Origin of the sequence: Sorangium sp. So ce362 (assembly GCF_051519845.1) — a bacterium.
In the GTDB taxonomy this organism is placed as follows: domain Bacteria; phylum Myxococcota_A; class Polyangia; order Polyangiales; family Polyangiaceae; genus Sorangium.
This window is the reverse complement of the sequence record NZ_CP150332.1, coordinates 7,055,417-7,080,173: the sequence shown is the minus strand read 5'-3', so window position 1 is coordinate 7,080,173 and position 24,757 is coordinate 7,055,417. Positions and strand designations below refer to the sequence as shown.

Below are 24,757 nucleotides of genomic sequence, written 5' to 3'. Positions count from 1 at the left end.
AGAGAGCAGAAGGGATTGGATCCGGTCCGCGAACGCCGTACGCTGCTCCAACCGTGCCCGCGCCCGAACCGAGCCAGAACGCTTCACTGTTCCTTTGCATCACATTCTTCCCGAGCGAGAGGCTGGCCAACGCGGTGTTACGGCTGGTGTCCAGCTTCTGCGGGATGGTGCTGGACGACGCGAACGTGAGCTCGCGGTTTTACATGGCCGCGCACGAGCTCGCCGAGAATATCACAAAGTATTCGACGGGCCCCAAGGTCAGCCTCGAGCTCGCGATGGAGGAGGACGAGAGCTCTTATATCCTGAAGATCCGCGCGCGCAACGAGGCCTCTCCGGAGCGGCTGCGCGAGGTGGAGAGGCGGCTGCTCGAGCTGAAGACCGCGAGCGATCCGGTGAAGCACTATGATGAGCTCATCAACGAGACGGCGATGATAGAGGGGGTGTCGGGCCTCGGCCTCGCGCGGGTGTGCGCCGAGGGCGGGCTCGACGTGGACTACAAGATCGAGGGCAACGAGCTGACGATCATCGCGCACGCGCCGGTTGGGAGATGGAGGGCAGATTGAGCAGCTTAAAGGTTGAGTCCGTCGTCACGGACAGCTTCGGGATCGAGCCGACCCTGAGGGACGACACCCTCAGCGTCAAGCTCACCGGCACGGGCGACATGGCGGCCGCCGCGCCGCTCGGCTCCTATTTCAGGACCCTCCAGGCGGAGGTGGTACGCCTCTCCGTGAGCGCCGTCGAGTTCGACGTGAGGGCCCTCTACTTCCTGAACTCGAGCTGCCTCAAGGCGTTCATCAGCTTCATCTGCGGTCTCGCGGGTCAGGGGCTCAAGTGCAAGATCCAGTTCCTCACGGACGCGAGGCTGGGGTGGCAACGGCGGAGCCTGACGGCGCTCGAGCGCATGTCTCCGGAGCTGGTCTCCATCGCCGATACCTGACCCGAGAGCCGTAGGCCATGAGCAAGAAGCGCCGGACGATCGCCCTCTTGATGGACTACGTACGAGGCGAGTACCAGTCCGGGGTGCGCTTCGGCGTCGAGCGCGCCGCCGAGGCGCACGACGTCAATCTCGTGATCGCCTTCGGCGAGATGCTCGCCCTCCCCGGGTCGTCCGGTACGGCCCAGAACAGCATCTATCACCTCATCGGCGCCGAGACGGTCGACGGCATCATCATCGCCTCGACGACCCTGTGCCATCACGTCGGCATCGAGGGAATGCAGCGGTTTTGCCGGTCCTACGCGCCGCTGCCGGTCTGCAGCATCGGGGTGGCGATCGACGGCGTCCCGAGCCTCGTCGTCGACAACGCCCTCGGGATCGACGCCGCGGTCGGGCACATGGTCGACGCCCACGGGTGCCGGCGCGTCGCGTACCTCGGCGGGCCGGCCAACAACGAGGAGGCGGACGTGCGCACCGCCGCCTACTTCAGGGCGCTCGCCGATCGATCGCTGCCCTTCGACCAGCGCCTCTTCGCGTGCGGCGCGTTCACGATCGACTCCGGGCGCGCCTCCATGCGCGAGATCCTGGATCGCGGGGTCGAGCTCGACGCCGTGGTCGCCGCGAACGACGCCATGGCCCTCGGCGCGATCGACGCCCTCCGGGCGCGCGGCCTCGGCGTCCCGGAGGACATCCTCGTGTGCGGCTTCGACGACGTGGTCATCGCGCGCTTCACGAAGCCGTCGATGTCCACCGTCGGCCAGCCCATCAAGCGGCTCGGCGCGCGCGCCGTCGACGCGCTGATGCGCATGATCGACGGCGAGCCCGTCCCGGAGCGCAGCCTCTTCCCGGTCGAGCTCACGCTGCGCGAGTCCTGCGGCTGCGGCAACCCGGCGGACGCGGCGGGCGGGCCCTCGAGCAGGGCGCGGCGCGCGCCGCTCCCGCCCGCGCACGCCGGCGGGCGGGAGGCGCTGGAGCGCGACCTCGAGAAGAGCGTCGCGATCCCGGCCGGCCCGCTCCACGGCTGGGCCGGTGAGCTCCTGTCGGCGCTCGACGACGAGCTCGCCGGGGAGGAGGGCCGCTTCCTGCGCGCCCTCGAGGCGCTCCTCGACGCAGCGGGGCGCGAGGGCGCGAACCTAGAGCATTTCCAGGGCGTGATAACGCTCCTCCGCGAGCGGGTGCGCCGCGGGCCCGGCGACCTCCGGGGCGCGGCGCTCGCGGAGACGCTCGAGCAGCTCTGGCACGCCTCGCGCGTGCTCGTCGGGAGCGCGTCCGTGCGCTCCGAGGGGCAACAGCGCCTGAACGTGGAGCTCGCGTCGCTGTACCTGAGCTGGAGCGCGCGGAGCTTCTCGACCTGCCTGAGCCTGCCCATCCTGCGGCGCATGATGGCGTCGGAGCTGCCGCGGATGCAGTTCTCGCGGGTCGCCGTGTCGCTCTACGACGACCCGCGGCGCAACACCATGGTGCCGCTCTTTCTGATGGAGGACGGCCGCGAGGTCGAGCCGCCGCCCGCGAGCTTCCCGGCCCGGCTCCTCGCGCCCGACGGCTTTCTGGGAGACGGGGAGCGCTGGAGCGTGATCGCGCTGCCGGTCGCGTTCGGCGACGCGGAGAAATTCGGCGTCGCGGTGCTCAACAGCGGCGCGAACGAGCTGGTCTATGACGCGCTCCGCCTCCAGATCGGCTCCGCGGTCAAGGCCGCGGCGCTGCACTGGGAGGTCGTGCGGCAGGTGGAGCTGCGCGAGCGGCTGGAGCAGGAGAAGGCCCGCCAGGAGAGCGTCGTGGCGGCGCGCATCCAGACGGCGCTTGTGCCGACGCAGCTCTCGGTCGAGGGGCTCGAGCTCTCCGCCGTCATGAGGCCGGCCGCCACGGTCGGCGGCGACTACTACGATGTGCTCGCGACCGCGGAGGGGGGCTGGCTCGGGATCGGCGATGTCGCGGGGCACGGGCTCGCGGCCGGGCTCGTGATGCTGATGATCCAGAGCATGGTCTCGGCCCTGACGCGCAGCGACCCGAACGCCAGCCCGAGCGACATCGTCTCCGCGGTCAACGCGGCGGTGTACGAGAACGTCCGCAGCCGGCTGAAGCGGGATGAGCACGCGACGCTGCTGCTCCTCCGGTACGAGCGGAGCGGGCGGGTGACGTTCGCCGGGGCGCACGACGACCTCATCGTGTGCCGCGCGCGCACCCGTCGCTGCGTGTGCATCCAGAGCTCGGGCGTGTGGGTCGGCGCGCTGCCCGCGATCGACGCGATGACGCGAGACGCCGAGTTCGTCCTGGAGGACGGCGACCTCCTCGTGCTGTACAGCGACGGCGCGACGGAGGCGCGCGACGCCCACCGGGAGCAGTTCGGCCTCGAGCGGCTGTGCTCCACCATCGAGTCTTCCCAGGACGCGCCCGCCGACGCGATCCGCGACCGGATCATGAGGGAGGTCGAGGGCTGGTGCCCGAGCCCCGATGACGACGTGACGGTCGTCGTGGCGAGGTACAGCGCGCCTCGGGGGCTGTCGCTCCAGTCCGCCGGCTTTCCTACATGAGCGCTACCTCGCGCGCGGGAAGGAAGACAGGGATTGGATTCCGTCCGAGAACCACGTAGGCTGCTCAATCGTGCCAGTGTCCGAACCGAGCCGCAGCGGGTCACTGTTCCTGTGCATCACGTTCTATCCGACCGAGCGGATGGCCAACAGCGTGCTTCGCCTGGTGTCCAGCTTCTGCAGCATGGTGCTCGACGACGCGAACGTGTGCTCGCGGTTCTACATGGCGGCGCACGAGCTCGCCGAGAACATCATCAAGTACTCCTCCGGCCCCAAGGTCAGCCTCGAGCTCGCGCTGGAGGAGAGCGACAGCTCGTGCGTCATGAAGATATGCGCCCGCAACGAGGCCTCTCCGGAGCGGCTGCGCGAGGTGGAGAGGCGGCTGTTCGAGCTGAAGACAGCGATCGATCCGGTGAAGCATTATGACGAGCTCATCTGCGAGACGGCGATGGTAGAAGGGGTGTCGGGGCTCGGCCTCGCGCGGGTGCGCGCCGAGGGCGGGCTCGACGTGGACTACAAGATCGAGGGCAACGAGCTGACGATCATCGCGCACGCGCCGGTTGGGAGGTGGAGGGTCGATGAGCATCTTGAGGGTTGAGCCCGTCGTCACGGACAGCTTCGGGATCGAGCCGACCCTGAGGGACGACACCCTCAGCGTCAAGCTCACCGGTACGGGCGACATGGCGGCGGTCGGGCCGCTCGGCTTCTTCCTCAAGGACATCCAGTCGGAGGCGCTGCGCCTGCGCGTGAGCGCCGTCGCGTTCGACGTGAGGGCGCTTTATTTTCTGAACTCGAGCTGTCTCAAGGCGTTGATCAGCTTCATCTCCAGCGTCGCGGGCCAGGGGCTCAAGTGCAAGGTGGAGTTCATCACGGACGCGCGGCTGGGGTGGCAGCGGCGGAGCCTGACGGCGCTCGAGCGCATGTCCCCGGAGCTGGTCTCCATCGCCGATACCTGATCCGAGAGCCGTGGGCATGAGCACGAAGCGCCGGACGATCGCCCTCTTGATGGACTACGTGGGCGGAGACTACCAGTCCGAGGTGCGGTTCGGGGTCGAGCGCGCCGCCGAGGCGCATGACGTCAATCTCCTGGTCGCCTTCGGAGAGACGCTCGCGCTGCCCGAGGCGACGGACGCGGCCCAGAACAGCATCTATCACCTCGTCGGCTCGGAGACGGTCGACGGCGTCATCGTCGCGTCGGCGACCCTCTGCCATCACATCGGCATCGAGGGGATGCGGGAGTTCCTCCGCGGCTACGCGCCGCTGCCGGTCCTCAGCATCGGAATGGAGATAGAGGGCATCCCGAGCCTCACCGTGGACAACGCCTTCGGGATCGAGCTCGCGGTCGGGCACATGGTCGACGCCCACGGGCGCCGGCGCGTCGCGTACATCGGCGGGCCGGCCAACAACGAGGAGGCGAGCGCGCGCGCCGAGGCGTACTGGGGAGCGCTGGCGGCGCGCGCCGTCCCGCTCGACGAGCGCCTCTTCGCGGAAGGCGCGTTCACGATCGACAGCGGCAGGAGCGCGATGCGCGATCTCTTGACCGGCGGGGGCGAGCCCGACGCCGTGGTCGCCGCCAACGACAAGATGGCCCTCGGTGCGATGGAGCTGCTCAAGGAGCGGGGGATCCGCGTCCCGCAGGACATCCTCGTGTCCGGCTTCGACGACGCGGTCATCGCGCGGTTCTCCAAGCCGTCGCTGACCACCGTCCGCCAGCCCATGAAGCGGCTCGGGGCCCTCGCGATGGACAGCATGGTGCGCATGCTCGACGGCAAGGACGTGCAGGACATGGCGCTCCTGGAGGTCGAGCTCACGTGCCGCGAGTCGTGCGGCTGCGGGGTCCAGGCGAGCGCCTCGCTCCCGCCTCCGGGCACCTTGGGGCGGAGCGGCGCGGCCTTGATCGCCGCGCAGCGGGAGTCGCTGGAGCGGGGGCTCCGGCGGAGCGTGTCGATCCCGACCGGCTCGCTCGACGGCTGGCCCGGCGATCTCCTGTCGGCGCTGGAGGCGGAGCTCACCGGGAAGGAGGGCCGCTTCCTGCATGCGCTGGAGGCGCTCCTCGACGCGGCGGGGCGCGCGGGCGCGATCCTCGATCACTTCCAGGGCGCGATCGCGGTGCTCCGCGAGCGGCTCCACCGGCCGGTCGAGGACGGCGGCGACGGCGTCCTCCAGGCCACCCTCGAGCGGCTCTGGCACGCCTCGCGCATCGTCATCGGGAGCGCGTCCGTGCGCGTCGAGGGGGAGCGGCGGCTCAACGTGGAGCTCGCGTCGACGTACCTCAGCTGGAGCGCGCGGAGCTTCTCGACCTGCCTGAGCCTGCCGATCCTGAAGCGCGTGATGGCGTCGGAGCTGCCCGCCCTGGGGTTCTCGCGCGTCGCGGTGTCGCTCTATGACAGCACGCTCGGCGCCCACGATCCGCAGCAAACCACGATGAAGACGCTCTTCCTCATGGAGGGCGGCCGCGAGGTGGAGCCGCCGCCCGCGAGCTTCCCGGCCCGGCTCCTCGCGCCCGACGGCTTTCTCGGGGGTGGAGAGCGCACGACCCTGATCGCGATCCCTGTCGCGTTCGGCGACCTGGAGAAGTTCGGTGTCGCGGTGCTCAACAGCGGTGCGCACGAGCTGGTCTATGACGCGCTCCGCCTCCAGCTCGGCTCGGCGGTCAAGGCCGCGGCGCTGCACCGGGAGATGATCCGGCAGGTGGAGCTGCGCGAGCGGCTGGAGCAGGAGAAGGTCCGCCAGGAGAGCGTCGTGGCGGCGCGCATCCAGACCACGCTGGTCCCGGAGCGGCTCTCGGTCGAGGGGCTCGAGCTCTCGGCCGTCATGAAGCCGGCCGCCGCGGTCGGCGGCGACTACTACGACGTGCTCGCGACCGACGAGGGCGGGTGGCTCGGGATCGGCGACGTCGCGGGGCACGGGCTCGCGGCGGGGCTCGTGATGCTGATGATCCAGAGCATGGTCTCGGCGCTGACGCGCAGGGACCCGGGGGCGAGCCCTGCCCGGCTGATCTCGGCCATCAACGCGGCGGTGTACGAGAACGTCCGCGGCCGCCTGATGCGGGACGAGCACGCGACGCTGCTGCTCCTCCGGTACGAGCGGGGCGGGCGGGTGACGTTCGCCGGGGCGCACGACGACCTCATCGTGTGTCGCGCGCGCACCCGTCGCTGCGTGTGCATCCCGAGCTCGGGTGTCTGGATCGGCGCGCTGCCCGCGATCGACGCGATGACGCGAGACGCCGAGTTCGTCCTGGAGGACGGCGACGTCCTCGTGCTGTACAGCGATGGAGTGACCGAAGCGCGCGACGCCCACCATGAGCAGTTCGGCCTCGAGCGGCTCTGCGCCGCCATCGAGTCCGCCCAGTCTGCGTCCGTCGTGGCCATCCGCGACCGGATCTTGAAGGAAGTCGAGGGCTGGTGCCCGAGCCCGGACGACGACATCACGATGGTCGTGGCGAGGTACCGAGCGCCCCGACAGCCCTGACGGCCCGGCGCGGTGGTGGCGCGCGGCCACGAGCGCGCCTACATGGCCGCACAGCGGACCGAGGGGATTGGATCCCGTGCAAGAACGACGTACGCTGGCCGGGTCGTGTTAGCTTCCGGAGTGAGCCAGAACGCTTCGCCGTTCCTGTACATCACGTTGGTGCATCACGTTTCTTCCGAGCAAACGGACGGTTATCGCGCTGTTACGGCCGGTGTCCAGCGTCTGCGCGATGGTGCTGGACGAGGACCGCGCGCTCGCGAGCGAGGGCGGCGAGCTGACGCGCCTCGCGCGCGCGCCGGTCGGGAGATGGAGGGTCGATGAGCAGCTTGCGGGTTGAGCCTGTCGTCACGGACAGCTTCGGGATCGCTCCGACCCTGAGGGACGACACCCTCGGCGTCAAGCTCAGCGGGACAGGCGACATGGCGGCGGCGCCGGAGCTCGGCCTCTGCCTCAAGGCGCTCCAGGCGGAGGTGCAGCGCCTCTCCATCCACGTCGTCGAGTTCGACATCAGGGCCCTTTACTTCCTGAACTCGAGCTGCCTGAAGGCGTTCATCAGCTTCATCTGCGGCCTCGCGGGCCACGGGATGAAGTGCAAGGTGCTGTTCATCGCGGACGCGCGGCTCGGATGGCAAAGGCGGAGCCTGGCGGCGCTCGAGCGGATGTCCCCGGAGCTCGTCTCGATCGAGGACGCCTGACCCGAGAGCCCGAGGACATGAAGCAGAAGCGCCGGACGATCGCCCTCGTGATGGATTATGTGCGGGGCGAGTACCAGTCCGCCGTGCGGATCGGGGCCGAGCGCGCCGCCGAGGCGCACGACGTCAATCTCGTGATCGCCGTCGGCGAGACGCTCGCCGGCCACAGCGCCGCCGAGGTCGCCCAGAACAGCATCTATCGCCTCGTCGGCCCGGAGGCGGTCGACGGCATCGTGGTCGCCGCGGCGCCGCTCTGCAACCACGTCGGCGTCGAGGGCGTGCAGAGCTTCTGCCGCGCTTACGCGCCGCTGCCCGTGTGCAGCATCGGGATCCCGCTCGCGGGCGTCCCCAGCGTCGTCGTCGACAACGGCCTCGGGATCGAGATGGCGGCCGGCCACCTGCTCGACGAGCACGCGTGCCGGCGCGTCGCGTACATCGGCGGGCCGGCCAACAACGGGGAGGCGAGGCTCCGCGCCGACGCGTACCGGAAGGCGCTCGCCGCGCGCGCGCTGCCCTGCGACGAGCGCCTCGTCGCGGCCGGCGAGTTCACGATCGACAGCGGCCGGGTCGCGATGTCCGAGATCCTGGCCCGCGGGGTCGAGCTCGACGCGGTGCTCGCCGCCAACGACAACATGGCCCTCGGCGCGATCGAGCTCCTGAAGGCGCAGGGCCGCGATGTCCCCCGGGACATCCTCGTGTGCGGCTTCGACGACGTCGGCGTGGCGCGCTACGCGAAGCCGTCGCTCACCACGGTCCGCCAGCCGATCCAGCGGCTCGGGGAGATCGCGCTCGAGACGGTCCTGCGCATGCTCGACGGCGAGCGCGTCCCCGAGCTCCGCACGCAGCCGATCGAGCTCACGCGGCGCGAGTCGTGCGGCTGCGCCTATCAGGCCGTCGCCGCCGTGCCGCCGCGCACGAGCCCGCCGCCGCGCCACGGGGGGCTCGTGCTCGGTGGCCGCCGCGGCGAGCTCGAGCGCGCGCTCGAGCGCGCCGTGGGCATCCCGGCCGCCTCGCTCGACGGCTGGTCCGGCGAGCTCCTGTCGGCGCTGGAGGAGGAGCTCGAGGGGAGCCAGGGGCGCTTCCTGCTCGTGCTGGAGCGCGTCCTCGACGCGGCGGCGCGCGAGGGGGTGTTCCTCGATCTGTTCCAGGGCGTGATCACGCTGCTGCGCGCGCGGCTCCGCCGGCCGAGCGAGGACCCGGCCGGGGCCGCCGCGAACGAGGCCATCGAGCAGCTCTGGCACGCGTGCCGCGTCCTCGTCGGGGCCGCGGCGGTGCGCGCCGAGGGGCGCCAGCGCCTCGACGTCGAGGTCGCCGCGATCGATCTGAGCTGGAGCGGGCGGTGGTTCTCGACGTGCCTGAGCCTGCCGCTCTTCAAGCGCATGCTGGCCTCGGAGATGCCCCGGCTGCACGTCACCTGCGCCGCCGTCTCGCTCTACGAGGACGCCCAGCGCACCGCCCTGAAGACGTTCTTCTTGATGGAGGGCGGTCGCGAGGTGGCGCCCCCCGCGGAGAGCTTCCCCGCGCGCTCCCTCGCACCGCCCGGGTTCCTGAGCTCGCACGAGCGCAGGGGTACCGTTGTGATGCCGCTTACGTTTGGTGACACCGAGTTTTTCGGGATCATGGCGCTCAACAGCGGCATGTCCGAGACGGCGTACGACGCGTTGCGGCTCCAGATCGGCTCTGCGGTGAAGACGGTGGCGCTGCACCGGGAGATGGTCCGCCAGGTGGAGCTGCGCGAGCGGCTGGAGCAGGAGAGCGAGCGGCAGGAGACCGCCCTCGCGGCGCGCCTCCAGACGACGCTTGTGCCGGAGGAGCTCGAGGTCGAGGGGCTGGAGCTCTGCGCGGCCATGACGCCGGCCGCCGAGGTGGGGGGCGATTACTACGACGTCATCGCGACGCCCGGGGGCGGGTGGCTCGGGATCGGCGACGTCGCGGGGCACGGGCTCGCGGCGGGGCTCGTGATGCTGATGATCCAGAGCATGGTCTCGGCGCTGACGAGCCGGGACCCGGGCGCGAGCCCGAGCGAGCTCCTCGCGGCGCTCAACAAGGCGGTGTTCAAGAACGTCCGCGGCCGGCTGAAGCGGGACGAGCACGCGACGCTGCTGCTCCTCCGGTACGAGCGGAGCGGGCGGGTGACGTTCGCGGGGGCGCACGACGACATCATCGTGTGCTCCGCGCGGACGCGGCGGTGCGTGTGCATCCCGAGCACGGGCGTCTGGATCGGCGTGCTGCCCGTCATCGACGCGGTGACGCGGGACGCCGAGTTCGTCCTGGAGGACGGGGACGTCCTCGTGCTCTACAGCGACGGCGTGACGGAGTCCCGCAACGCGCACCGCGAGCAGTTCGGGCTGGAGCGGCTCTGCGCCGCCATCGAGGCCGTCCAGACCGCGCCCGTCGAGGCGATCCGCGACCGGATCCTGAGGGACGTCGAGGGCTGGTGCTCGAGCCCCGACGACGACATCACGGTGGTCGTGGCGCGGTACCGCGCGCCCGCGTAGCGCCTCGGGGCAGCGCCCGCCGCGGCGCTGGCCGCGGGGGGCGGCCGTCCGTGACGGCGCCGTGGCGGAGCGGAGGCGTCCTGTCGTCGCCGGCGCGCTGCGGGGGTTGCAGCGCTGGACTTGCCCGGAGCGCGGTGCTGGACTCGCCGGAGCGCCGCGCGTCGCGGTGCGCCGCAGCGGTGCGAGGATCCACGCACCGGAGCCCGGAGATCGCGCCATGGCTTGTCCCGACCCGCAGGTTGTTGAGCACGCTCTCGCCGCCGTGGAGGCGCTGCGCGCGAGCGCCGGCGAGCACGAGCAGCGCTACCGGCACCTGATCGCGGCGGTGCACCCGCGGCACCGGGCGGGGGCGACGAACCTGCTCCACTACCTCGCCGTCCGGCAGCAGGACCTCCGCGAGCTGCAGCCGCGGCTCGCCTCGCTCGGGCTGAGCTCGCTGGGGCGCCTGGAGAGCTGCGCGCTGGCCTCGCTGGACGCGGTGCTCGGCGCGCTCGACGCGCTCGCGCGGCGCCCCGAGGCGCGGCCGCCCGGCGAGCACCCCACCACGTTCGCGTCGGGGGGCGCGCTGCTGGAGGAGCACGCGCTGGCGCTGCTCGGCGAGGGGGGGCAGGGGCGCCAGACGCGGGTGATGGTCACGCTGCCCCGGGACGCGCGGAAGGGCGAGCTGAAGCGGCTGCTCGAGGGCGGCATGGACATCGCGCGGATCAACTGCTCGAAGGGGGACGCGGACGCGTGGGCCGAGCTCCTCGATCGGCTCCGGAAGGCGGGGAAGGAGACCGGGATCGCGTACAAGGTGCTCTGCGACATCGCCGGGCCCAACCCGCGCGTGGGCAAGATCGGCGGGTCGGCGCGCGTCACGCTCCCTGCGTCGGGCGAGCGGCCGAAGTTCTGGCTCTGCAAGGACGTGAAGCGGGCGCGCGCCCTGGCGGGCGGGGCCGAGGCCGAGGAGGCGCTTGTGGTCGGCTGCTCCATCCCGGAGGTCGTCGACGACCTCCGGCCCGGGCACAGGGTGTTCTACGACGACGGGCGGCTGGGCGGCACGGTCCAGGCCGTGACCGAGGGGGCCGCGCTCGTGGAGGTGGATTTCGCGCGGCAGGGCTCGGTGAAGCTGAAGCCTGGAAAGGGCCTGAACTTTCCGGACACCGAGCTCGGGATCCCGCCGCTCGCGCCGAAGGATCTCGAGGATCTCGACTTCATCGCGCGCCACGCCGACATGGTGGGGCTCTCGTTTGTTCGGTCTCCTTCCGATGTGGAGCGCCTCCAGGCGGAGCTCTCCGCGCGCGGGGCGGATCACCTCGGGATCGTGCTCAAGATCGAGACGACGCCTGCGTTCCAGCAGCTCCCGCGGCTCTTGCTCACGGCGATGCGCAGCGAGCACGTGGGGGTGATGCTCGCGCGCGGCGACATGGCCGTCGAGATGGGGGTCGTGCGGGTGGCGGAGGTCCAGGAGGAGCTCCTGTGGCTGTGCGAGGCCGCGCTGGTCCCGGCGATCTGGGCGACGCAGGTGCTCGAGAGCCTGAACAAGACCGGCGTGCCGACCCGCGGGGAGGTGACGGACGCGGCGATGAGCTCGCGCGCCGAGTGCGTGATGCTCAACCAGGGCGAGAACCTCGTCGCGACGGTCGCCTTCGTCGTCGACGTGCTGAAGCGGATGCACGAGCACCAGGACAAGAAGCGGGCGCTGATGCGGCCGCTCAGCGTCTCGCGCCTCGACTGAGGCGGCGCGGGGGCCGCCGGCGCCGGCCGGTCAGTCCACCGACGGCACGGTGGCGTCGACCCGGGTCGGCAGCCCGCGCGCGCCCGCCGGCGCGCGGAACGCGGCGCCGGACAGCTCCCGCCGCATGCACGTGGCGGCCTCGTCGTGGCGGGGGTCGGAGGCGCTGCCGATGATCGTCGGCACCACGATGTAGCCCTCGGCGTCGACGTTGAACTCGACGCGGACGGCGTCGGGCGGCAACCTCTTGCCGTCCGGGTCGCGGCAGCGCTGCACGAGGTCCCAGTAGAGCTGCGCCCGCGCCGCCTTCTCGATCGCGGGGCTCGACATGTTGGCCTGCATCATGGGCGCGCCGATCTCGACGCGCGAGCGCGGGGCCGGGGTGGGGGCGGGCGCCGGGGCCGGCAGGGGCGCGGAGGGCGCCGGCAGGCCGGTGCTCGTGCCGATCTTCGCGAGGCTCGCGCCGTCGCCCGGCCTGGGCGCGGCCTGCCGCGCGGCGGCGAGGATCTCCTCGAGCGCGTCCGGCTCGGCGGAGCCCACCGCCGGCGCAGCGCCTGTCCGGGGGTGGGCGCTGCGCTCGCTCAGGGGCGGCGCGGCGCCGCGCGTCCAGGGGGTGTGAGCCCCCGCGTCGGCCTCCGCCGGCGGCGCGGGCTGAGGGCGCTCGCAGGCCGCGAGCAGCGGGAGCAGGACCACGAGCGCGGTGCGCACGGGGAGAGGGTCGATCGAATGCGCGTCGCGCGCAACGGCGTCCGCGGTGTAGCGTGGCGCCGCACGTCGATGCGCGCGCTCCTCGCGATCCTGCGGATCGGTCTTCGCTCGCTGCGCGAGGGGGGCGGGGCGCACATGTCGCAAGCGCCGGCGGGGGAGCAGGGGCCGGCAGAGCGCCGCGCGGCCCTCTCCGGAGGGCTGCGCCTCGCCCTCGTCGTGGCGCTCTCCTCGCTCGCAGGCGCCCTGTCCGGCCTCCTGCCGGCCATGGCCGGCGCGGCCCTCGGCGCCGTGGCCGGGCGCGCGGCGGCGCCCTCCAGCGGCCTCGGCGGCGCGCTCGCCCGGCTGCTCGACGGCGCGCCGCCGTCCGCGGTGGTCCTCGCCGCGCTGGGCGCCACGCTCGCCTCGGCCTCGGCGGCGGTGCTGTCGAGCCGGAAGAGCTCCGAGCTCGCCGGCGACCTCACCGCCGCGCTCCGCGTCGCGCTCTTCCACGCGGCGCTCTCCGCCTCGCCCCGGGACGTCGACGCTGCGGGGCGCGCCCTCCTGGACGCCCGGGCGGCGGGGCCCGCCGCGGCGCCCCGGCCGCCGGCCGGCGCCGGCGCGCCGCCCGCGCCGCCCGCGCGGGGCGCCGAGGTCGTGCGGCTCGCGATCGCGCGCGACGCCGGCCTCGTCGCCGACTTCGGGGTCGCCCTCGCCACCGGCTTGCCCCAGGCGCTCGCGACGCTCGCGGTGCTCGCCGCGTCGCTCGTCTCGAGCGGCATGGCGCTCGTCCTCGCGGGCGGCGCGGCGCTCTTCGCGGCCTCGCGCCTCGCGGCGGATCGCGCCTCGGGCCGCGTGGCGCACGCGATGCGGGAGATGCAGCACGCCGACACGGCCGTCTTCGGCGCCCTCGGCGAGGCGCTCGCGGGCGCGGAGGACCTGCGCCTGCTCGGCGCCCGCGCCCAGGCGGAGGGCGAGCTCGCCGGGGCGGCGCACCGGGTCGCGGACGCGCGCCGCCGCTTCGGCCAGGCGCTCGCGGTCTCGGGCCAGATCAAGGGCGTGCTCGCGGCGCTCTCGCCGCTCGTCATCGTGGCGGCGATCGCGGCCTCCCGCGGGGATGCGGGCGCGGGCGAGGTCGGCGAGCTCCTGCTCGTTGTGCCGCTCCTGATGGCGCGCCTCGAGGCGCTCGACGCGCTCCGCGCCGGCTTCCTCGAGCGCGCCCCGCTGCTGCATGCGACGCTCGCCCTGCTGCGGCTGCCGGAGCACCCGCCGCGCCCGAGCGGCGCCCCCGCGACCGGCCTGGACGGCGAGGCCATGGGGCCACTGGCGATCGTCTTCGAGCGGGTCACCTTCACCCCGCCGGGCGCGAGCCGTCCGGTGCTCGAGGACGTGTCGCTCTCGATTCCCGCCGGCGTGGTGGTCGGCGTCTGCGGCCGCTCCGGCAGCGGCAAATCGATGCTCCTGCGCCTGCTCCTGCGCCTGGACGAGCCGTCGTCGGGCGCGATCTCCGTGGGAGGCGTGGATCTCCGGCAGATCCCGCCCGAGCACCTGCCGCGGCTCTTCGGCGTGGTGGGCCAGTCGGCGCGGCTGTTCGAGCGGAGCATCGCGGACAACCTCGCGCTCGGCCTCGCGCCAGCGCCCTCGGAGGACCGCATGCGCGAGGCGCTTCGCCGGGTGGAGCTCGACGAGCTGGCGGGGGGGTCGGACGGGCCGGCGGGGACGCGGCCGGCGCGCGGGATCGCGACCGAGGTGCGCACGTCGCCGCCGAGCCTGTCCGGCGGCGAGGCGCGGCGGTTGCTGCTCGCGCGGGTGCTGCTGCGCGAGCCGCGCGTCTTCGTGCTGGACGAGCCGGAGGCGGGCCTGCCGGGCGCGACCGCCGAGGCGCTCCTGCGCACGGTGTGCGAGGTCGCCGCCGGGCGCACCGCGATCGTTGTGACCCACGGGCCGCATCTCCTCAGGTCGACGTTCAACGTGCTGCTCGACGAGGGCAGGGTCGTGGCGGTGGGCACGCACGAGTCGCTGCGCGAGGGCTCGCACCTCTACCGGTCGCTGCTGGCCGATGCGCTGCAGCGCTCGACCCCTGTCACCTGAGGGATCCCCTCAGGAGGAGGCGCTCGTCAGAGCTTGCGACGTACTCGTCGACCACGTTGGGGTCCCAGGAGCCCAGCGCGATCGAGGACCACGAATCGGGCCGGGACCTTTCCCGGTCGCGGTGATTCGCCGCCGCCGGGCTAGCACGTCGAGAGAGCGACATCCCCGCCGACCGGGATGGAGGCTGAGAGCGCCAGCGCTGGCGGCTCGAGCCTCCAGCTGCGCCGCTCGAGCCGTCCCCTCGCGCGTCCCTGCGCGCGGTCGCAGGCGAAATCGCCGCGATCTCACGCCGGCACATGGCGTGCACTGTGCTCTGCCCAGGGCGCGCGTCGAGCTCCTGTTCGTGACGCCGACGCGCTTTGCCACCGCATGACCTCTCGGCGCTCGTTTCTGCGCCTCGCGAGGATGCCTCATTCGACCTTCAGGGCCAGGCTCGGTTGGTCCAGCCCCCATGTCCCGCAAGGAGAAGCCCATGTTCGCGCCGTCACGCCGCTCGACTACCCACGTCTTCTTTCACGCCCTCGGAGCCCTGTCGCTCGTCGCCGCGACGTGGGGTTCAGCACACCGGCTCAAGGCGCACAGCTGAATGTCGATGAATACTAGAACGACAAACGGGTTGAAACCGCTCGAAAGAGCAGAGAATCGAACCGCCAAGGCGCCGAGGACGCCAAGATCTTGTTCTCTTCTTGGCGTCCTCGGCGCCTTGGCGGTTCATTTCTCGCTCGATCAACGTGATCGGTGCTCGTGCGCCAGGCCAAGCCTGGGCGAGGAGGAAGCGATGAGCTGAAACTTCGCGAAGAAACCCTGCGGGTGAGAGTCCCGCCCGGCAAGGTTGGCCCACCAGCCGGAAGCGAGTTTTGCGGGGCGCCGGGCGACCGGCGTCGCGAAGCGTAGACAGCGAGCGTGCGGGCCGTGGGATGGAGCCTCGAAAGATCAGAGGTCGTGGGGTCGACGCCGTGAACGCAGCGGAAGACAACATCGTCGCGTCAAGAGCGAGCCCGGGTAGCCCCCGGTCGCAGGGCCTGGCGTGGCGACCCACCGGGGTCAGAGACCAGGGCACGTACGCAAGGGTTTCCCGAGGAACCTGGGAGGTCCCGCCGCCTCCACCGAGAGGTGGAACCGCCGAGCGGAGCGCAAGCGAGCGGAGCGGGGGCGACGGGAAGTCGGAGTGCACTCGTAGTACCGCGGAAGCGGGGGAACCAACCCGAGGGACCCCGTGGAGGGAAGGGGAGCACCGGGGCACGGGATCGTTGGAGGGAAAGATGAAGGAGACATCGGGCTCCGAAACCGTCTGCACGAAACTCGAACGAATAGCGGAGCTGGCGCGGCAGGCACCCACCATGGTGCTGACGACGCTCGCCCATCACATCGACCTGGACTGGATGCGCGAAGCCTACCGGCGAACGCGCAAGGACGGCGCGCCCGGCGTGGACCGGCAGACCGCGGAGCAGTACGCGGAGCAACTGGAGGACAACCTCCGGTCGCTGCTGGAACGAGCCAAGGCGGGCACGTACCGCGCGCCGCCGGTGAGGCGGGTCCATATCCCGAAGGGCAACGGGGAAACACGCCCGATCGGCATCCCGACCTTTGAGGACAAGATCCTGCAGCGCGCGGTGGCCATGGTGCTGGAGGCCGTCTTTGAGCAGGATTTTCTTGACTGCTCGTACGGTTTCCGGCCCGGCCGTTCGGCACACCGAGCGCTCGCGTCGTTCTGGGACAAGGCGATGGAGATGGCGGGCGGATGGGTCATCGAGGTCGACATCCGAAAGTTTTTCGACACGGTGGACCGTCAGCACCTGATGGATGCGCTGCGCCGCAGGGTACGAGACGGCGTGCTGCTCCGTCTCATCAGCAAGTGGCTGCACGCGGGCGTGCATGAAGACGGTAGCCTCAGCTACCCGGAGGCCGGCACACCGCAGGGCGGCGTGGTTTCGCCGATCCTGGCGAACATCTACCTGCACGAGGTGCTCGACACGTGGTTCGAGCGCGATGTCCGACCCCGGCTTCGAGGCAGGGTACACCTCATCCGCTACGCGGACGACGCGGTGCTGCTGTTCGAAGTGGAAGAAGACGCGCGCCGGGTGATGGCCGTGCTGCCGAAGAGATTCGGCAAGTACGGGCTGAGCCTGCACCCGGACAAGACGCGCCTGTTGCCGTTCCAGCGGCCGCCGAAGAGACCCCCGCCGAGCGGCGGGGCGTCGCCGATGTGGCCGTCGACGTTCGATCTGCTCGGCTTCATGCATCACTGGGGCAGGTCGCGGCGAGGCAACTGGGCGATCAAACGCAGGACCGCCAAGGACCGCTTCAGCCGCGCGCTGCGGCGCGTGGCGGAGTGGTGCAGGGACCACATGCACGATGAGCTGAGCAGCCAGCAGGGGAGCCTGGCCATGAAGCTGCGGGGTCACTACGAGTACTACGGGATCACCGGGAACTCGGAGGCGCTCCGTCGCTTCGCCTGGGAGGTTGTGGCGGTGTGGCGCAAGTGGCTCGATCGCCGCTCGCAGAACGCCAAGATGACCTGGGAGCGGATACACCGGCTGCTGGAGAGGTATCCCCTTCCGCGGCCGCGCATCAGGCACCCCGCTCCTGCACGCTCGTAGCGAACCCGTGTCCCGAAGAGCCGGATGCGGGAATTCCGCACGTCCGGATCTGTGGGGGGCCGGGGGGCAGTCGACCCCGGTCTACCCGACTAGGATCCGATAATGGGTGGAGCGCGAGTCAACTCCGGCGAGATGTCGTCGGGGGGACATCGCCTCCGAGCTGAAGAACGCGTTCGCCAGCGCCCTGGAGTAGACCTCGGACGAGGAGGGCGATGGAACTGACGTCCTGAGCTGCTCCTCGGAGCCCGGCGGCACGACCGGCGGTGTCGGGGCGCTGCCGGGGGTCGCCCCGGCGCTGCCGGTGCCTCGCCGGCGATGCGGCGAGGTTCGCCTTCGAGGCCGCGAGCGGCTGCGCGGCGTTCCCGGAGATCGGGACGAGCAGCGTCGGCCCGCCGTTCATGGGCAGCGGCGTCGCAGGGCCGGTGCTCGGCTTCGCCCATGGCGTCGGCTTCGGGGCGACTCAGGAGAAGTTCATGTCCCCGACCGTGCGCGGATCAGGGTTGGCCCTCTTCTGGTCCATGAAGTCTTTTATCATGCATTCGAGTTCGATGTAGGCGAAGTTGCTGTTCGGTCGAACTGATGTAATGTAAGGCTCCATGAACGCGTAGACTCTTATCAGATAGCTTCCGGACATTCTATAGAGTAGGTTCTTGTCGAAGACGCATGTGTTGATGCCGACCGATAGATGCTCCAGTCGAGCGAGGAGCTCTCTCACTGCGTCTCTCAGCTCCGGCGAATTCTTGATCGTTTCTACCTCTTTCTCTGTGAGTGACTTGCTGTTGGCTTCGATTTTTCTGCCGATGCCACTCTCTATGGCAACTCTCCTTTCCTGCCAGAGATCGCGAATATCGTTCGCGTACTCTATTGTGGCCTGTTTCTTGCGCCGTTCATGGTCTGCCCTTAGTGTCTTGATCGCCAGCAAGAGCGTTGCCAGGCTGGTTATGAACCCGAGAGCGCCGAGGCATATGGAGATCGCTTCGTGTGTGCCCATGGTGTTGTCTTGTGGTTGTTGATGTGTGGGTTTGTTTCGTGGAGGTCGATGGCGGAAGTTGCCAACAGGTTCGAGACAGGCCGGACGAGAATCCTATGAGTGGATCGCGTTGAGGGACGCGCCGCGCAGCTCGGCGATATCCCACGTCCAGAGCGGGTTGGGGGCCGCGGCGGAGAGCGTCGGCTTGGCGTGCTTCATCGGCCCACGACGCTGCGCGCGTCGCTCGTCGCTCCCGCCCGACCGTCGTTCGTGAGGTTGACGCCCAGAATGGCAGAGGCTTTTTCTTGGAGGCCGATGAGCTTCTCGGCGAGCGCGAGCTTCTCTTCGAGCCGCGCCGAGCGCTGCTCGAGCTCGGCGATGCGCCGGTCCTTCGCGTCCTGCTTCGGCTTGCGGCCGGGCTTGCGCCCCGCGAGGGCCTCGCTGCCGTGGAGGGCGAGCTGCTTGCGCCAGGCCGTCAGGAGGGAGCTGTAGATGCCGTCGCGGCGCAGCAGCGCCTCGATGTCCCCGCGCTGCGTGCACGCGGCCGCCTCGCGAACGATGCGCAGCATCTCCGCCGCCGAAAGCTTCCGCCTCTTGCCCGGCTTCGGCGCGGTCTCGACGGCCACGCCACTCGGGCGGGGAGCAGCGCCCTGAGCCGCTGGGGCGGGGGTAGGATCGACGGATCGGAGATGGGAGGGCTTCGGCACGGGTCAGATCCATTCTCCGCCCTCTCACCACAGATTTCCAGGAGAAGCCTGTCTCACCCGACGTTGGCACAGAGGGGGGGCTGGTCCCGAGGGAAAGGAGTGGAGCGGTAGCTTCTGAAAGCGGGGTTGTCGTCCAGCGGGTGCGAATCCCGCCCGGTCAAGGTCACGCCCGACCAGCCGGAAGCCAGCCTTGCGACGGACCCTGCGAAGGGTACGGCGATCGGTCAAGGAACAGCACGCCGCGCTCACACGACGCATCGTCGGGCACTGCAACTACTTCGGCGTAAACGGAGACATCCGGAGCATCGCGCTCTTGACCCGTGAGGCCGGACGGGCATGGCACAAGTGGCTATGCCGGCGGAGCCAGCGTGCGCACCTGAACTGGAAGCGGTTTCAAGACCTGCTGCGGGACTTCCCGCTGCTTGGGCCGCAGAACCGCGTCCAGATCTGGACGTCTCCCGGAGCTCTCTCGGCGGAAGAGCCGGATGGTGGAAATCTCCTTGTCCGGATCTGGCGAGGGCCCCCGAAGGGATTGGCCGGGGGCTACTCTACAGCCCGGATCGTGCCCGATTCGCTTGATTCCTGAGTGATTTATCTGGATCCAGGCCATGATTGTCTTGTTGTTTGAGTCGATTATCTCGATTTAGCTTCCAGTAAGCCATATTATGGCATCTATATTCTGGATGTAGCCCGGGTCTTTCTAGAAACCAAGACGTATTCTCTAGATTGAGTTGATTGTTGTCTTGTTTGTTGGCTAGGATGTCTCGATGCCCCTGGTCCCCACGCCCCCCGTCGCCCCCCGTCGCCCCCCGTCGCCCCGCGCGGTTACAGCGCCGTCGAGCTGGCGCGCGCCGCCGGCGTGAGCACCGGCACGATCAAGCACTGGATCGCGGAGGGGCTGATGGACAAGCCCGCGTTCCGCGGCCGCCGCACGACATATGGCCGCGAGCACCTCGTGCGGGCGCTCGCGATCAAGAAGCTGCGCGAGCACAACCTGCTGCTCCCGGAGATCAAGCGGAAGCTCGCCGAGATCCCGCTCGAGGAGCTGGCGAGGGAGGTGCTGCCGCCGGAGCCGCCCGCGAGCGGGGCGCCCGGCGCGGGGGAGCGCGCGGACGCGGCGGAGATCGGTCGGGCGTGGCGGCGCGTGGAGCTGATGCCGGGGCTGGAGCTGCACGTGCGCGCGGACGCAGGCGCGGTGGTGCGCCGGATGGCGACGGAGATCCGCGAGAAGTACGGGTGTGAGCGCGAGGAAGGGTGACGAGAAGAGGACCGGCACAGGCGCTACCGCTGCCGGCGGCGACGCGCCTCCGGCGGGCTGCGGCTCAGCTGCTCCCTCCCCTCGTGATCGGGACGTCGCCGCGGACCACGAAGGCGCCGTCCTCGTTCACGGTGATGAGGCGATAGTTCTCGTATTTCGACTTGATCTCTTGATCTCCGGAGAGCGAACGATGTGCCAGCCGGCCGACGGCTTCGGCTGGGCTTCCACGCCCACCTTGTGATCGTCCTCCGAAGCTTTGAGGGAATTCCCCCAGCCCATCTGCCGCTCGACGAAGAAATTGCCGCGAATCGTGGTCGTCGCGAAATCGTTCTTCCTGCTCGCTACGTAGTGGTGATGATGCTCGCGGTCCCCCCCCCAGAAGACGTTGTCTTCGATGAGGATGTCGTGGGGCTTGCGCATTCCGGCTTCCCGTCGCGAGCGCCGGCGCGCGGAGCTCGGCGCCCCACCGGCGTGAGCCCCCACGCGGCTCCCGTGCGAGCGCGGCGTCAAGCCGACAGCGCCTCGGCCATGTGTTCCATGAACGCGCGGATGCGGTTCACGTTCCTCAGCTCGGGGAGCGTGAGCAGCCAGAGGTCGCGGTCGAACGCGGGGTCGATCGGGCCGATGCGCGCGAGCCGCGGGTCGCCGTCCGCCGCGATGCAGGCGAGGAAGTGCGCGCCGATCCCCGCGGCGACCGCCTCCTGGAGCGCCATCGAGCTGAAGTCCACCCGCATCGCGATGCGCGCGCCCGGAACGTTCGCCGCCAGCCACGCGTCGAGCCAGCGCGGGTCGAGCCGCTCGTCCCAGTGGATCCAGGGGAAGTCGGCGTAGCGCGCCGGCTGCCCCGCGCGCTCCGCGAGGCCCTTGCTCGCGTACACGGCGAACTGGACGCGGCCGACCTTGCGCCCCACGAGGTGCTCGGGGGGTGAGCTCGTCATGCGCAGCACGACGTCGGCCTCGCGGCGCGGCAGGCTGACCTCGCTGTCGCCGGAGGCGACCGTCAGCTCGACGCCCGGGTAGCGCTCGGTGAACGACGAGAACGCCGGCTGGTACACGCGAAAGAGCATATCCATCGTGGATACGCGGAGCCTCCCCTGGAGCTGCGCGTCCCGGCCGAGCACGCGCGCCTCGAGCGCCAGCAGCTCGCCCTCGGTCCGCTCGGCGACCTCCACCACGTCCTGGCCCGCCGCCGTGGCCACGTAGCCGTCGGGCGTCTGCGCGAAGAGCAGAACCCCCAGGCGCTCCTCGAGCGCCCGGATGCGGCGCGCCACCGTCGTGTGGGTCGTCCGCAGCGCGACGCCAGCGCGGCTCAGCGTGCCGTGCCGCGCGAGGGCGAGCACGTGCCGCAGGTCGTCCCAGTCCACCTGTGCATCCTTGCACAGTGAATCTGCGGATTCAACCATCGGTTGAACGAATGTGAACCGCTACGTTCATCGCATGAGGCACCCGGAACACACCCTCTCGACGCCGCCCGCCGCGATCCACGCGCCGCCCCGGGACATGCAGCGCCTCCTCTCGGCGCTGTGGGTCTTCGCGATGTTCAACTACCTCTATGCCGACGTCGTGGGGCTGATGGACTCCACGATGCTCGCGCAGTACCTGCGCGGCCAGGTCGACTCGCTCCGGATCACCCGCGAGTTCCTCCTCGGCGCAGCCGTGCTCATGGAGATCCCGATCGCGATGACGCTCCTGTCGCGCGTCTTGCCGCATCGGGCCAACCGGTGGGCCAACATCGTGGCCGGCGCCGTCAAGACCGCGGTCGTCGCGGCGACGCTCATGATGGGTCCCACCGCCGGCTATTATCTCTTCTTCGCGACGATCGAGATCGCGTGCACGACGCTCATCGTGGTGCTGGCCTTCCGGTGGAAGCCGCGCCCCGCGAGCGAGGCACGAGCCCGAGGCCCCGGCGCCCATGCGGCGCGGCTGGAAGAGGGCTGGTCCTGAATCGGAGCAAGCAAAGAGACGCCGAGAGAACCCATCTCCCGGCGCCTCCAGCGCCCTCCCGTCTCGGGGGCTCAGCGGCGTGCCAGCGCCGCGCTCCTACGCCTTGTCCGTGACCTTGTCCCAGGCGTGCCGCACCGCGGCCTTCATGTGCTCCCAGGTCCCGGGGTTGCGCTCCTCCCACGCCTTGCCCGCTTCCATCTCGATGGTCGTCCAGTCGTGTCCCTTGAAGTTCTTGGACGTGCCGAGCTGGTAGCCGAACAGATACGCCGGCGCGACCTGCTCGTAGGCATAGCCGTGCTTGGCGTAGGCGCCCGTCTGGTAGTGCTGCCGGAAGTCGGTGTCGTACTGCTCGTACCCTCTCACGCCGTTGCTGCGCTCGGCCGCGCTGACCGGCTCGACGTGGACCTCGGTGTGACGCAAGGTCTCCCGGATCTGCTCGGTCCGCTGGGTGACCGCCTTGCTGACGACGACCTCCTCGATGACGCGCGCCTTCTTGGCGACGACCGCCTCCTCGTCGGTCTCGACGAGCTCCACGGTGCCGGACTGGAAGGCGTCGAGCGCCGCCGGCTGAACCGGCCGATCCACCGGGTGCCGCTCGACGTGGACGTGCTCCTCGCGCAGCCTCACCGACTCCTGGATCGGCTGCTCGACCAGGCGGCTCGACACGCGCACGCCCCCGCGGTTCACCTCGCGCTTGCCGACCTGGAGCTCCTCCTCGATCACGGGGACGGCGAGCTGCTCCTGCAGGACGTCGGCCCGGAGGTCCTCGGTCCTGGCGGTCGAGGTGGCGGTCTTGGTGGTCTGCTGGGACTTGCTCAGCTGCTGAGAGCGCTGGGACGGGGACATGGAACGTTCGCTGTGATTCATGACATGACCTCCAGGGTCGGTGGGGTCCCTCTGGACCGTTGTCCCCCGCGCCGCGCGCGAGGGTGGGGTTCGTGGCTCGGGGTCCGGGACGCCGGAGCCCCTCGAAAACTCTTCACTCGCCGTCGCGATCGCGCGGAGGCACGCGCTCCACCCGTACGTCCTCGCTCCGGAGCGTGACGCGCTCCGGCGGGCTCATCTCGACCGCGCGGATCCGGGTGATGCGGAGCTCTTCCTTCAGCACCAGGCGCTTCTCGACGAAGAGCACCTCCTCGACGACCGGCACGATCAGGGTGTCGCCCTCCTGCCGGGTCGCGGGCGGCTCCGTCACCACCTGATTGACGGCGACGCGCTCCACGACGACGCGCTCGCTCACGAGCGGCTCCTCGACGGCCTCCACCCGCTCGTGAACCTGCTTGGCGATGCGGACGCGTCCAGACTCGACCGTGCGCTTCTGCACCTCGAGCTCCTGCGCGACGACAGGCACGATGAGCTCGTCGGCGATCTCTGCTCTCTCGTCGGCCGGTCTCTGGCTGTTGATCGAGTCCTGCACGGTGCCCCGGTGCGCTCCACGGAGCGCGGTTCTTCGTCGGTGACGCGCCCTCGACGAGCGCTCCCGGTCGTCCCCGGTCTGGAGCACGGTCCGGGCCAACTGCGGCCGCAGGCGTCGAGGCGCCGCGCGACAGCGCGCTCTCCCCTGCGCGGGCCGCGCCGCGCGAGGCATCGCGCCACACGCGTGACATGAAGATGTGTTTACAAAGTATTTGTTGCCGCGAATCGCGACGTCGGAGGCGATGACCAGAAGGCCACAGGTGAGGCCGCGACGCGGTTCAGATCAGGGCGTATGATGAGCCGGGCCGATCGGGCGTCACAGCGCCGCTCGCCCGCATGGCTGTGCTGTTGCGGAGGTCGGTCGCCTGCGCGGAGCTCCTGGTCCGCAGGGGCCGCCCGCCCGTCTGCACGGCTTCACGGATCGCAGGGGCCGCCCGCCTGCACGGCCGGACGGGCGAGCTGCCCCGCGCCGCTGCCCGCGCGGAGCGCGTCCTCCGGCACGTCCGCCGGGATGCCGAGCGGGCGGCCCGCGAGCCCCCGCGCGAGGTAGACGAGGATGGACACGGTCCCCCAGGCGAGCGCAAACGCGACGCCCGCGTCGACGATCGCGCGGTAGGGCGGGGACATCTGCCGGACGAGCAGGATGAGCGCCACGATGCCCGCGATGAGCACCCACGTCGCGATCAGCCGGCGGCGCGTCGTGTGGAAGAGCGCCATGCAGTAGAGCGGCGCCAGCGCCACATGCAGGGGCCGACGGTGCTCCGCGAGGTGGAGCGCGCGCGCGATCACCCGCGGCGAGAAGCGCTGCTGAAAACCGCGATACCCCTCGAAATAGGCGATCACGACCGTCCAGGCCGCAAGAAGAATGAGCTGGGCTGTCGTGAGATCGTGGGTTGTCAGGATGTGAACCGCCGTGGCCCCGAGCCGGTAGATCGCCTCGATCAGGACGGCCACGACGCCGAGGACACCCCAGAGGACGACGGCGAGACGGAGCCGCTGCTCGCGGACGGACGGGCTCATCGCGCCCGCGCCGGATCGAGGGGCCTCGCGGCCGTGAACCGCGATCCGTCTGCCGCGTGCGCGGTCGATCGCTTCGGACGGTGCGCGGGGCAGCCGGATCGCCGCATGTCTTTGCATGCTAGGAGAGGAGCAGGGCACGTCAACCCGAACCTCGCAGGGCGGGAGGCGGCCCGCCGCGCCCGCGGCAGCGCTGTCCGGGGGGCAGCGGCTCGGCGCGGGCGTCATGGCGG

20 protein-coding genes and 1 pseudogene are annotated in these 24,757 nt (G+C 70.7%); 13 read left to right on the top strand and 8 right to left on the bottom strand.

What is annotated here, in order from left to right; genetic code table 11:
• Window positions 1–146: 146 nt before the first annotated feature.
• The 9 genes from WMF17_RS26970 to WMF17_RS26930 all read left to right on the top strand — a co-directional run bounded on the left by WMF17_RS26970 (window position 147) and on the right by WMF17_RS26930 (window position 11,840).
• The gene (locus WMF17_RS26970) at window positions 147–563 is read left to right on the top strand and encodes a hypothetical protein (RefSeq protein ID WP_437596037.1); all 417 of its coding nucleotides are present in this window, start codon (window positions 147–149) and stop codon (window positions 561–563) included.
• A complete protein-coding gene (locus WMF17_RS26965; protein WP_437644019.1) occupies window positions 560–937 on the top strand; it encodes a hypothetical protein in 378 nt (125 codons plus the stop codon). The genes WMF17_RS26970 and WMF17_RS26965 overlap by 4 nt, the downstream gene beginning before the upstream one ends.
• 17 nt (window positions 938–954) lie before the next feature.
• Window positions 955–3,465 carry a SpoIIE family protein phosphatase gene (locus WMF17_RS26960; RefSeq protein ID WP_437644018.1) on the top strand — a complete coding sequence of 837 codons (2,511 nt, stop codon included), beginning with the start codon at window positions 955–957 and terminating at the stop codon, window positions 3,463–3,465.
• Window positions 3,466–3,541: 76 nt separating this feature from the next.
• Window positions 3,542–4,060 carry a hypothetical protein gene (locus WMF17_RS26955; protein WP_437604312.1) on the top strand — a complete coding sequence of 173 codons (519 nt, stop codon included), beginning with the start codon at window positions 3,542–3,544 and terminating at the stop codon, window positions 4,058–4,060.
• Window positions 4,041–4,418, top strand: a complete 378-nt coding sequence (locus WMF17_RS26950; protein WP_437596035.1) for a hypothetical protein — start codon at window positions 4,041–4,043, stop codon at window positions 4,416–4,418. Before WMF17_RS26955 ends, WMF17_RS26950 begins: the two co-directional genes overlap by 20 nt.
• A 16-nt stretch (window positions 4,419–4,434) precedes the next feature.
• Window positions 4,435–6,933 carry a SpoIIE family protein phosphatase gene (locus WMF17_RS26945; protein WP_437644016.1) on the top strand — a complete coding sequence of 833 codons (2,499 nt, stop codon included), beginning with the start codon at window positions 4,435–4,437 and terminating at the stop codon, window positions 6,931–6,933.
• 317 nt (window positions 6,934–7,250) lie between these two features.
• Window positions 7,251–7,628 carry a hypothetical protein gene (locus tag WMF17_RS26940; protein ID WP_437596032.1) on the top strand — a complete coding sequence of 126 codons (378 nt, stop codon included), beginning with the start codon at window positions 7,251–7,253 and terminating at the stop codon, window positions 7,626–7,628.
• Between the two features lie 17 nt (window positions 7,629–7,645).
• Window positions 7,646–10,123: a SpoIIE family protein phosphatase gene (locus WMF17_RS26935; RefSeq protein ID WP_437644014.1), complete on the top strand. Its 2,478-nt coding sequence runs from the start codon at window positions 7,646–7,648 to the stop codon at window positions 10,121–10,123.
• A 217-nt stretch (window positions 10,124–10,340) separates the two neighbouring features.
• Window positions 10,341–11,840, top strand: coding sequence for a pyruvate kinase (locus WMF17_RS26930; protein WP_437644012.1), 1,500 nt, complete (start codon window positions 10,341–10,343; stop codon window positions 11,838–11,840).
• 30 nt (window positions 11,841–11,870) lie between these two features.
• Here WMF17_RS26930 and WMF17_RS26925 read toward each other — a convergent pair whose 3' ends face one another.
• Complete coding sequence (locus tag WMF17_RS26925) at window positions 11,871–12,545, bottom strand: hypothetical protein (RefSeq protein ID WP_437644011.1); 675 nt, start codon at window positions 12,543–12,545, stop codon at window positions 11,871–11,873.
• An 18-nt stretch (window positions 12,546–12,563) separates the two neighbouring features.
• On the opposite strand from WMF17_RS26925, the gene WMF17_RS26920 reads away from it, so the two are divergent.
• Together WMF17_RS26920 and ltrA are read left to right on the top strand one after the other, a co-directional pair.
• Window positions 12,564–14,612, top strand: a complete 2,049-nt coding sequence (locus tag WMF17_RS26920) for an ATP-binding cassette domain-containing protein (protein WP_437644009.1) — start codon at window positions 12,564–12,566, stop codon at window positions 14,610–14,612.
• A 1,262-nt stretch (window positions 14,613–15,874) separates the two neighbouring features.
• The gene (ltrA, locus tag WMF17_RS26915) at window positions 15,875–17,212 is read left to right on the top strand and encodes a group II intron reverse transcriptase/maturase (RefSeq protein ID WP_437644007.1); all 1,338 of its coding nucleotides are present in this window, start codon (window positions 15,875–15,877) and stop codon (window positions 17,210–17,212) included.
• Window positions 17,213–17,672: 460 nt separating this feature from the next.
• On the opposite strand, the gene WMF17_RS26910 is transcribed toward ltrA, so the two are convergent.
• Window positions 17,673–18,203, bottom strand: a complete 531-nt coding sequence (locus WMF17_RS26910; RefSeq protein WP_437644005.1) for a DUF4760 domain-containing protein — start codon at window positions 18,201–18,203, stop codon at window positions 17,673–17,675.
• A 194-nt stretch (window positions 18,204–18,397) separates the two neighbouring features.
• A complete protein-coding gene (locus WMF17_RS26905) occupies window positions 18,398–18,808 on the bottom strand; it encodes a hypothetical protein (protein WP_437644003.1) in 411 nt (136 codons plus the stop codon).
• A gap of 919 nt (window positions 18,809–19,727) precedes the next feature.
• Between WMF17_RS26905 and WMF17_RS26900 the strand changes: the two are divergent.
• Window positions 19,728–20,147, top strand: a pseudogene (locus tag WMF17_RS26900) (helix-turn-helix domain-containing protein); the annotation flags it as partial.
• A gap of 126 nt (window positions 20,148–20,273) precedes the next feature.
• On the opposite strand, the gene WMF17_RS26895 reads toward WMF17_RS26900, so the two are convergent.
• Complete coding sequence (locus tag WMF17_RS26895; protein ID WP_437644001.1) at window positions 20,274–20,567, bottom strand: hypothetical protein; 294 nt, start codon at window positions 20,565–20,567, stop codon at window positions 20,274–20,276.
• 86 nt (window positions 20,568–20,653) lie between these two features.
• Window positions 20,654–21,511: a LysR family transcriptional regulator gene (locus WMF17_RS26890; RefSeq protein WP_437643999.1), complete on the bottom strand. Its 858-nt coding sequence runs from the start codon at window positions 21,509–21,511 to the stop codon at window positions 20,654–20,656.
• Between the two features lie 73 nt (window positions 21,512–21,584).
• Between WMF17_RS26890 and WMF17_RS26885 the strand changes: the two genes are divergently transcribed.
• A complete protein-coding gene (locus tag WMF17_RS26885; protein WP_437643997.1) occupies window positions 21,585–22,091 on the top strand; it encodes a DUF6326 family protein in 507 nt (168 codons plus the stop codon).
• Window positions 22,092–22,187: 96 nt separating this feature from the next.
• On the opposite strand, the gene WMF17_RS26880 is transcribed toward WMF17_RS26885, so the two are convergent.
• The 3 genes from WMF17_RS26880 to WMF17_RS26870 all read right to left on the bottom strand — a co-directional run bounded on the left by WMF17_RS26880 (window position 22,188) and on the right by WMF17_RS26870 (window position 24,527).
• Window positions 22,188–22,958 (bottom strand): YsnF/AvaK domain-containing protein, encoded by a 771-nt coding sequence (locus WMF17_RS26880; protein WP_437596025.1) that lies wholly within the window; start codon window positions 22,956–22,958, stop codon window positions 22,188–22,190.
• Between the two features lie 112 nt (window positions 22,959–23,070).
• On the bottom strand, window positions 23,071–23,508 hold the full coding sequence (locus WMF17_RS26875; RefSeq protein ID WP_437643995.1) for a DUF2382 domain-containing protein: 438 nt from the start codon (window positions 23,506–23,508) through the stop codon (window positions 23,071–23,073).
• A gap of 413 nt (window positions 23,509–23,921) precedes the next feature.
• Entirely contained in the window at window positions 23,922–24,527 is a 606-nt protein-coding gene (locus WMF17_RS26870; RefSeq protein ID WP_437643994.1) for a hypothetical protein, read from the bottom strand.
• Window positions 24,528–24,757: the final 230 nt, after the last annotated feature.

What these genes read in the sequence shown, in the direction of transcription:
- WMF17_RS26930 (WP_437644012.1), top strand. Translation starts at nt 10,341, where the DNA reads ATGGCTTGTCCCGACCCGCAGGTTGTTGAGCACGCTCTCGCCGCCGTG.
- WMF17_RS26870 (WP_437643994.1), bottom strand. Translation starts at nt 24,527, where the DNA reads ATGAGCCCGTCCGTCCGCGAGCAGCGGCTCCGTCTCGCCGTCGTCCTC.
- WMF17_RS26945 (WP_437644016.1), top strand. Translation starts at nt 4,435, where the DNA reads ATGAGCACGAAGCGCCGGACGATCGCCCTCTTGATGGACTACGTGGGC.
- WMF17_RS26935 (WP_437644014.1), top strand. Translation starts at nt 7,646, where the DNA reads ATGAAGCAGAAGCGCCGGACGATCGCCCTCGTGATGGATTATGTGCGG.
- WMF17_RS26920 (WP_437644009.1), top strand. Translation starts at nt 12,564, where the DNA reads ATGCGCGTCGCGCGCAACGGCGTCCGCGGTGTAGCGTGGCGCCGCACG.
- WMF17_RS26910 (WP_437644005.1), bottom strand. Translation starts at nt 18,203, where the DNA reads ATGGGCACACACGAAGCGATCTCCATATGCCTCGGCGCTCTCGGGTTC.
- WMF17_RS26880 (WP_437596025.1), bottom strand. Translation starts at nt 22,958, where the DNA reads ATGAATCACAGCGAACGTTCCATGTCCCCGTCCCAGCGCTCTCAGCAG.
- WMF17_RS26895 (WP_437644001.1), bottom strand. Translation starts at nt 20,567, where the DNA reads ATGCGCAAGCCCCACGACATCCTCATCGAAGACAACGTCTTCTGGGGG.
- ltrA (WP_437644007.1), top strand. Translation starts at nt 15,875, where the DNA reads ATGAAGGAGACATCGGGCTCCGAAACCGTCTGCACGAAACTCGAACGA.
- WMF17_RS26885 (WP_437643997.1), top strand. Translation starts at nt 21,585, where the DNA reads ATGAGGCACCCGGAACACACCCTCTCGACGCCGCCCGCCGCGATCCAC.
- WMF17_RS26950 (WP_437596035.1), top strand. Translation starts at nt 4,041, where the DNA reads ATGAGCATCTTGAGGGTTGAGCCCGTCGTCACGGACAGCTTCGGGATC.
- WMF17_RS26960 (WP_437644018.1), top strand. Translation starts at nt 955, where the DNA reads ATGAGCAAGAAGCGCCGGACGATCGCCCTCTTGATGGACTACGTACGA.
- WMF17_RS26940 (WP_437596032.1), top strand. Translation starts at nt 7,251, where the DNA reads ATGAGCAGCTTGCGGGTTGAGCCTGTCGTCACGGACAGCTTCGGGATC.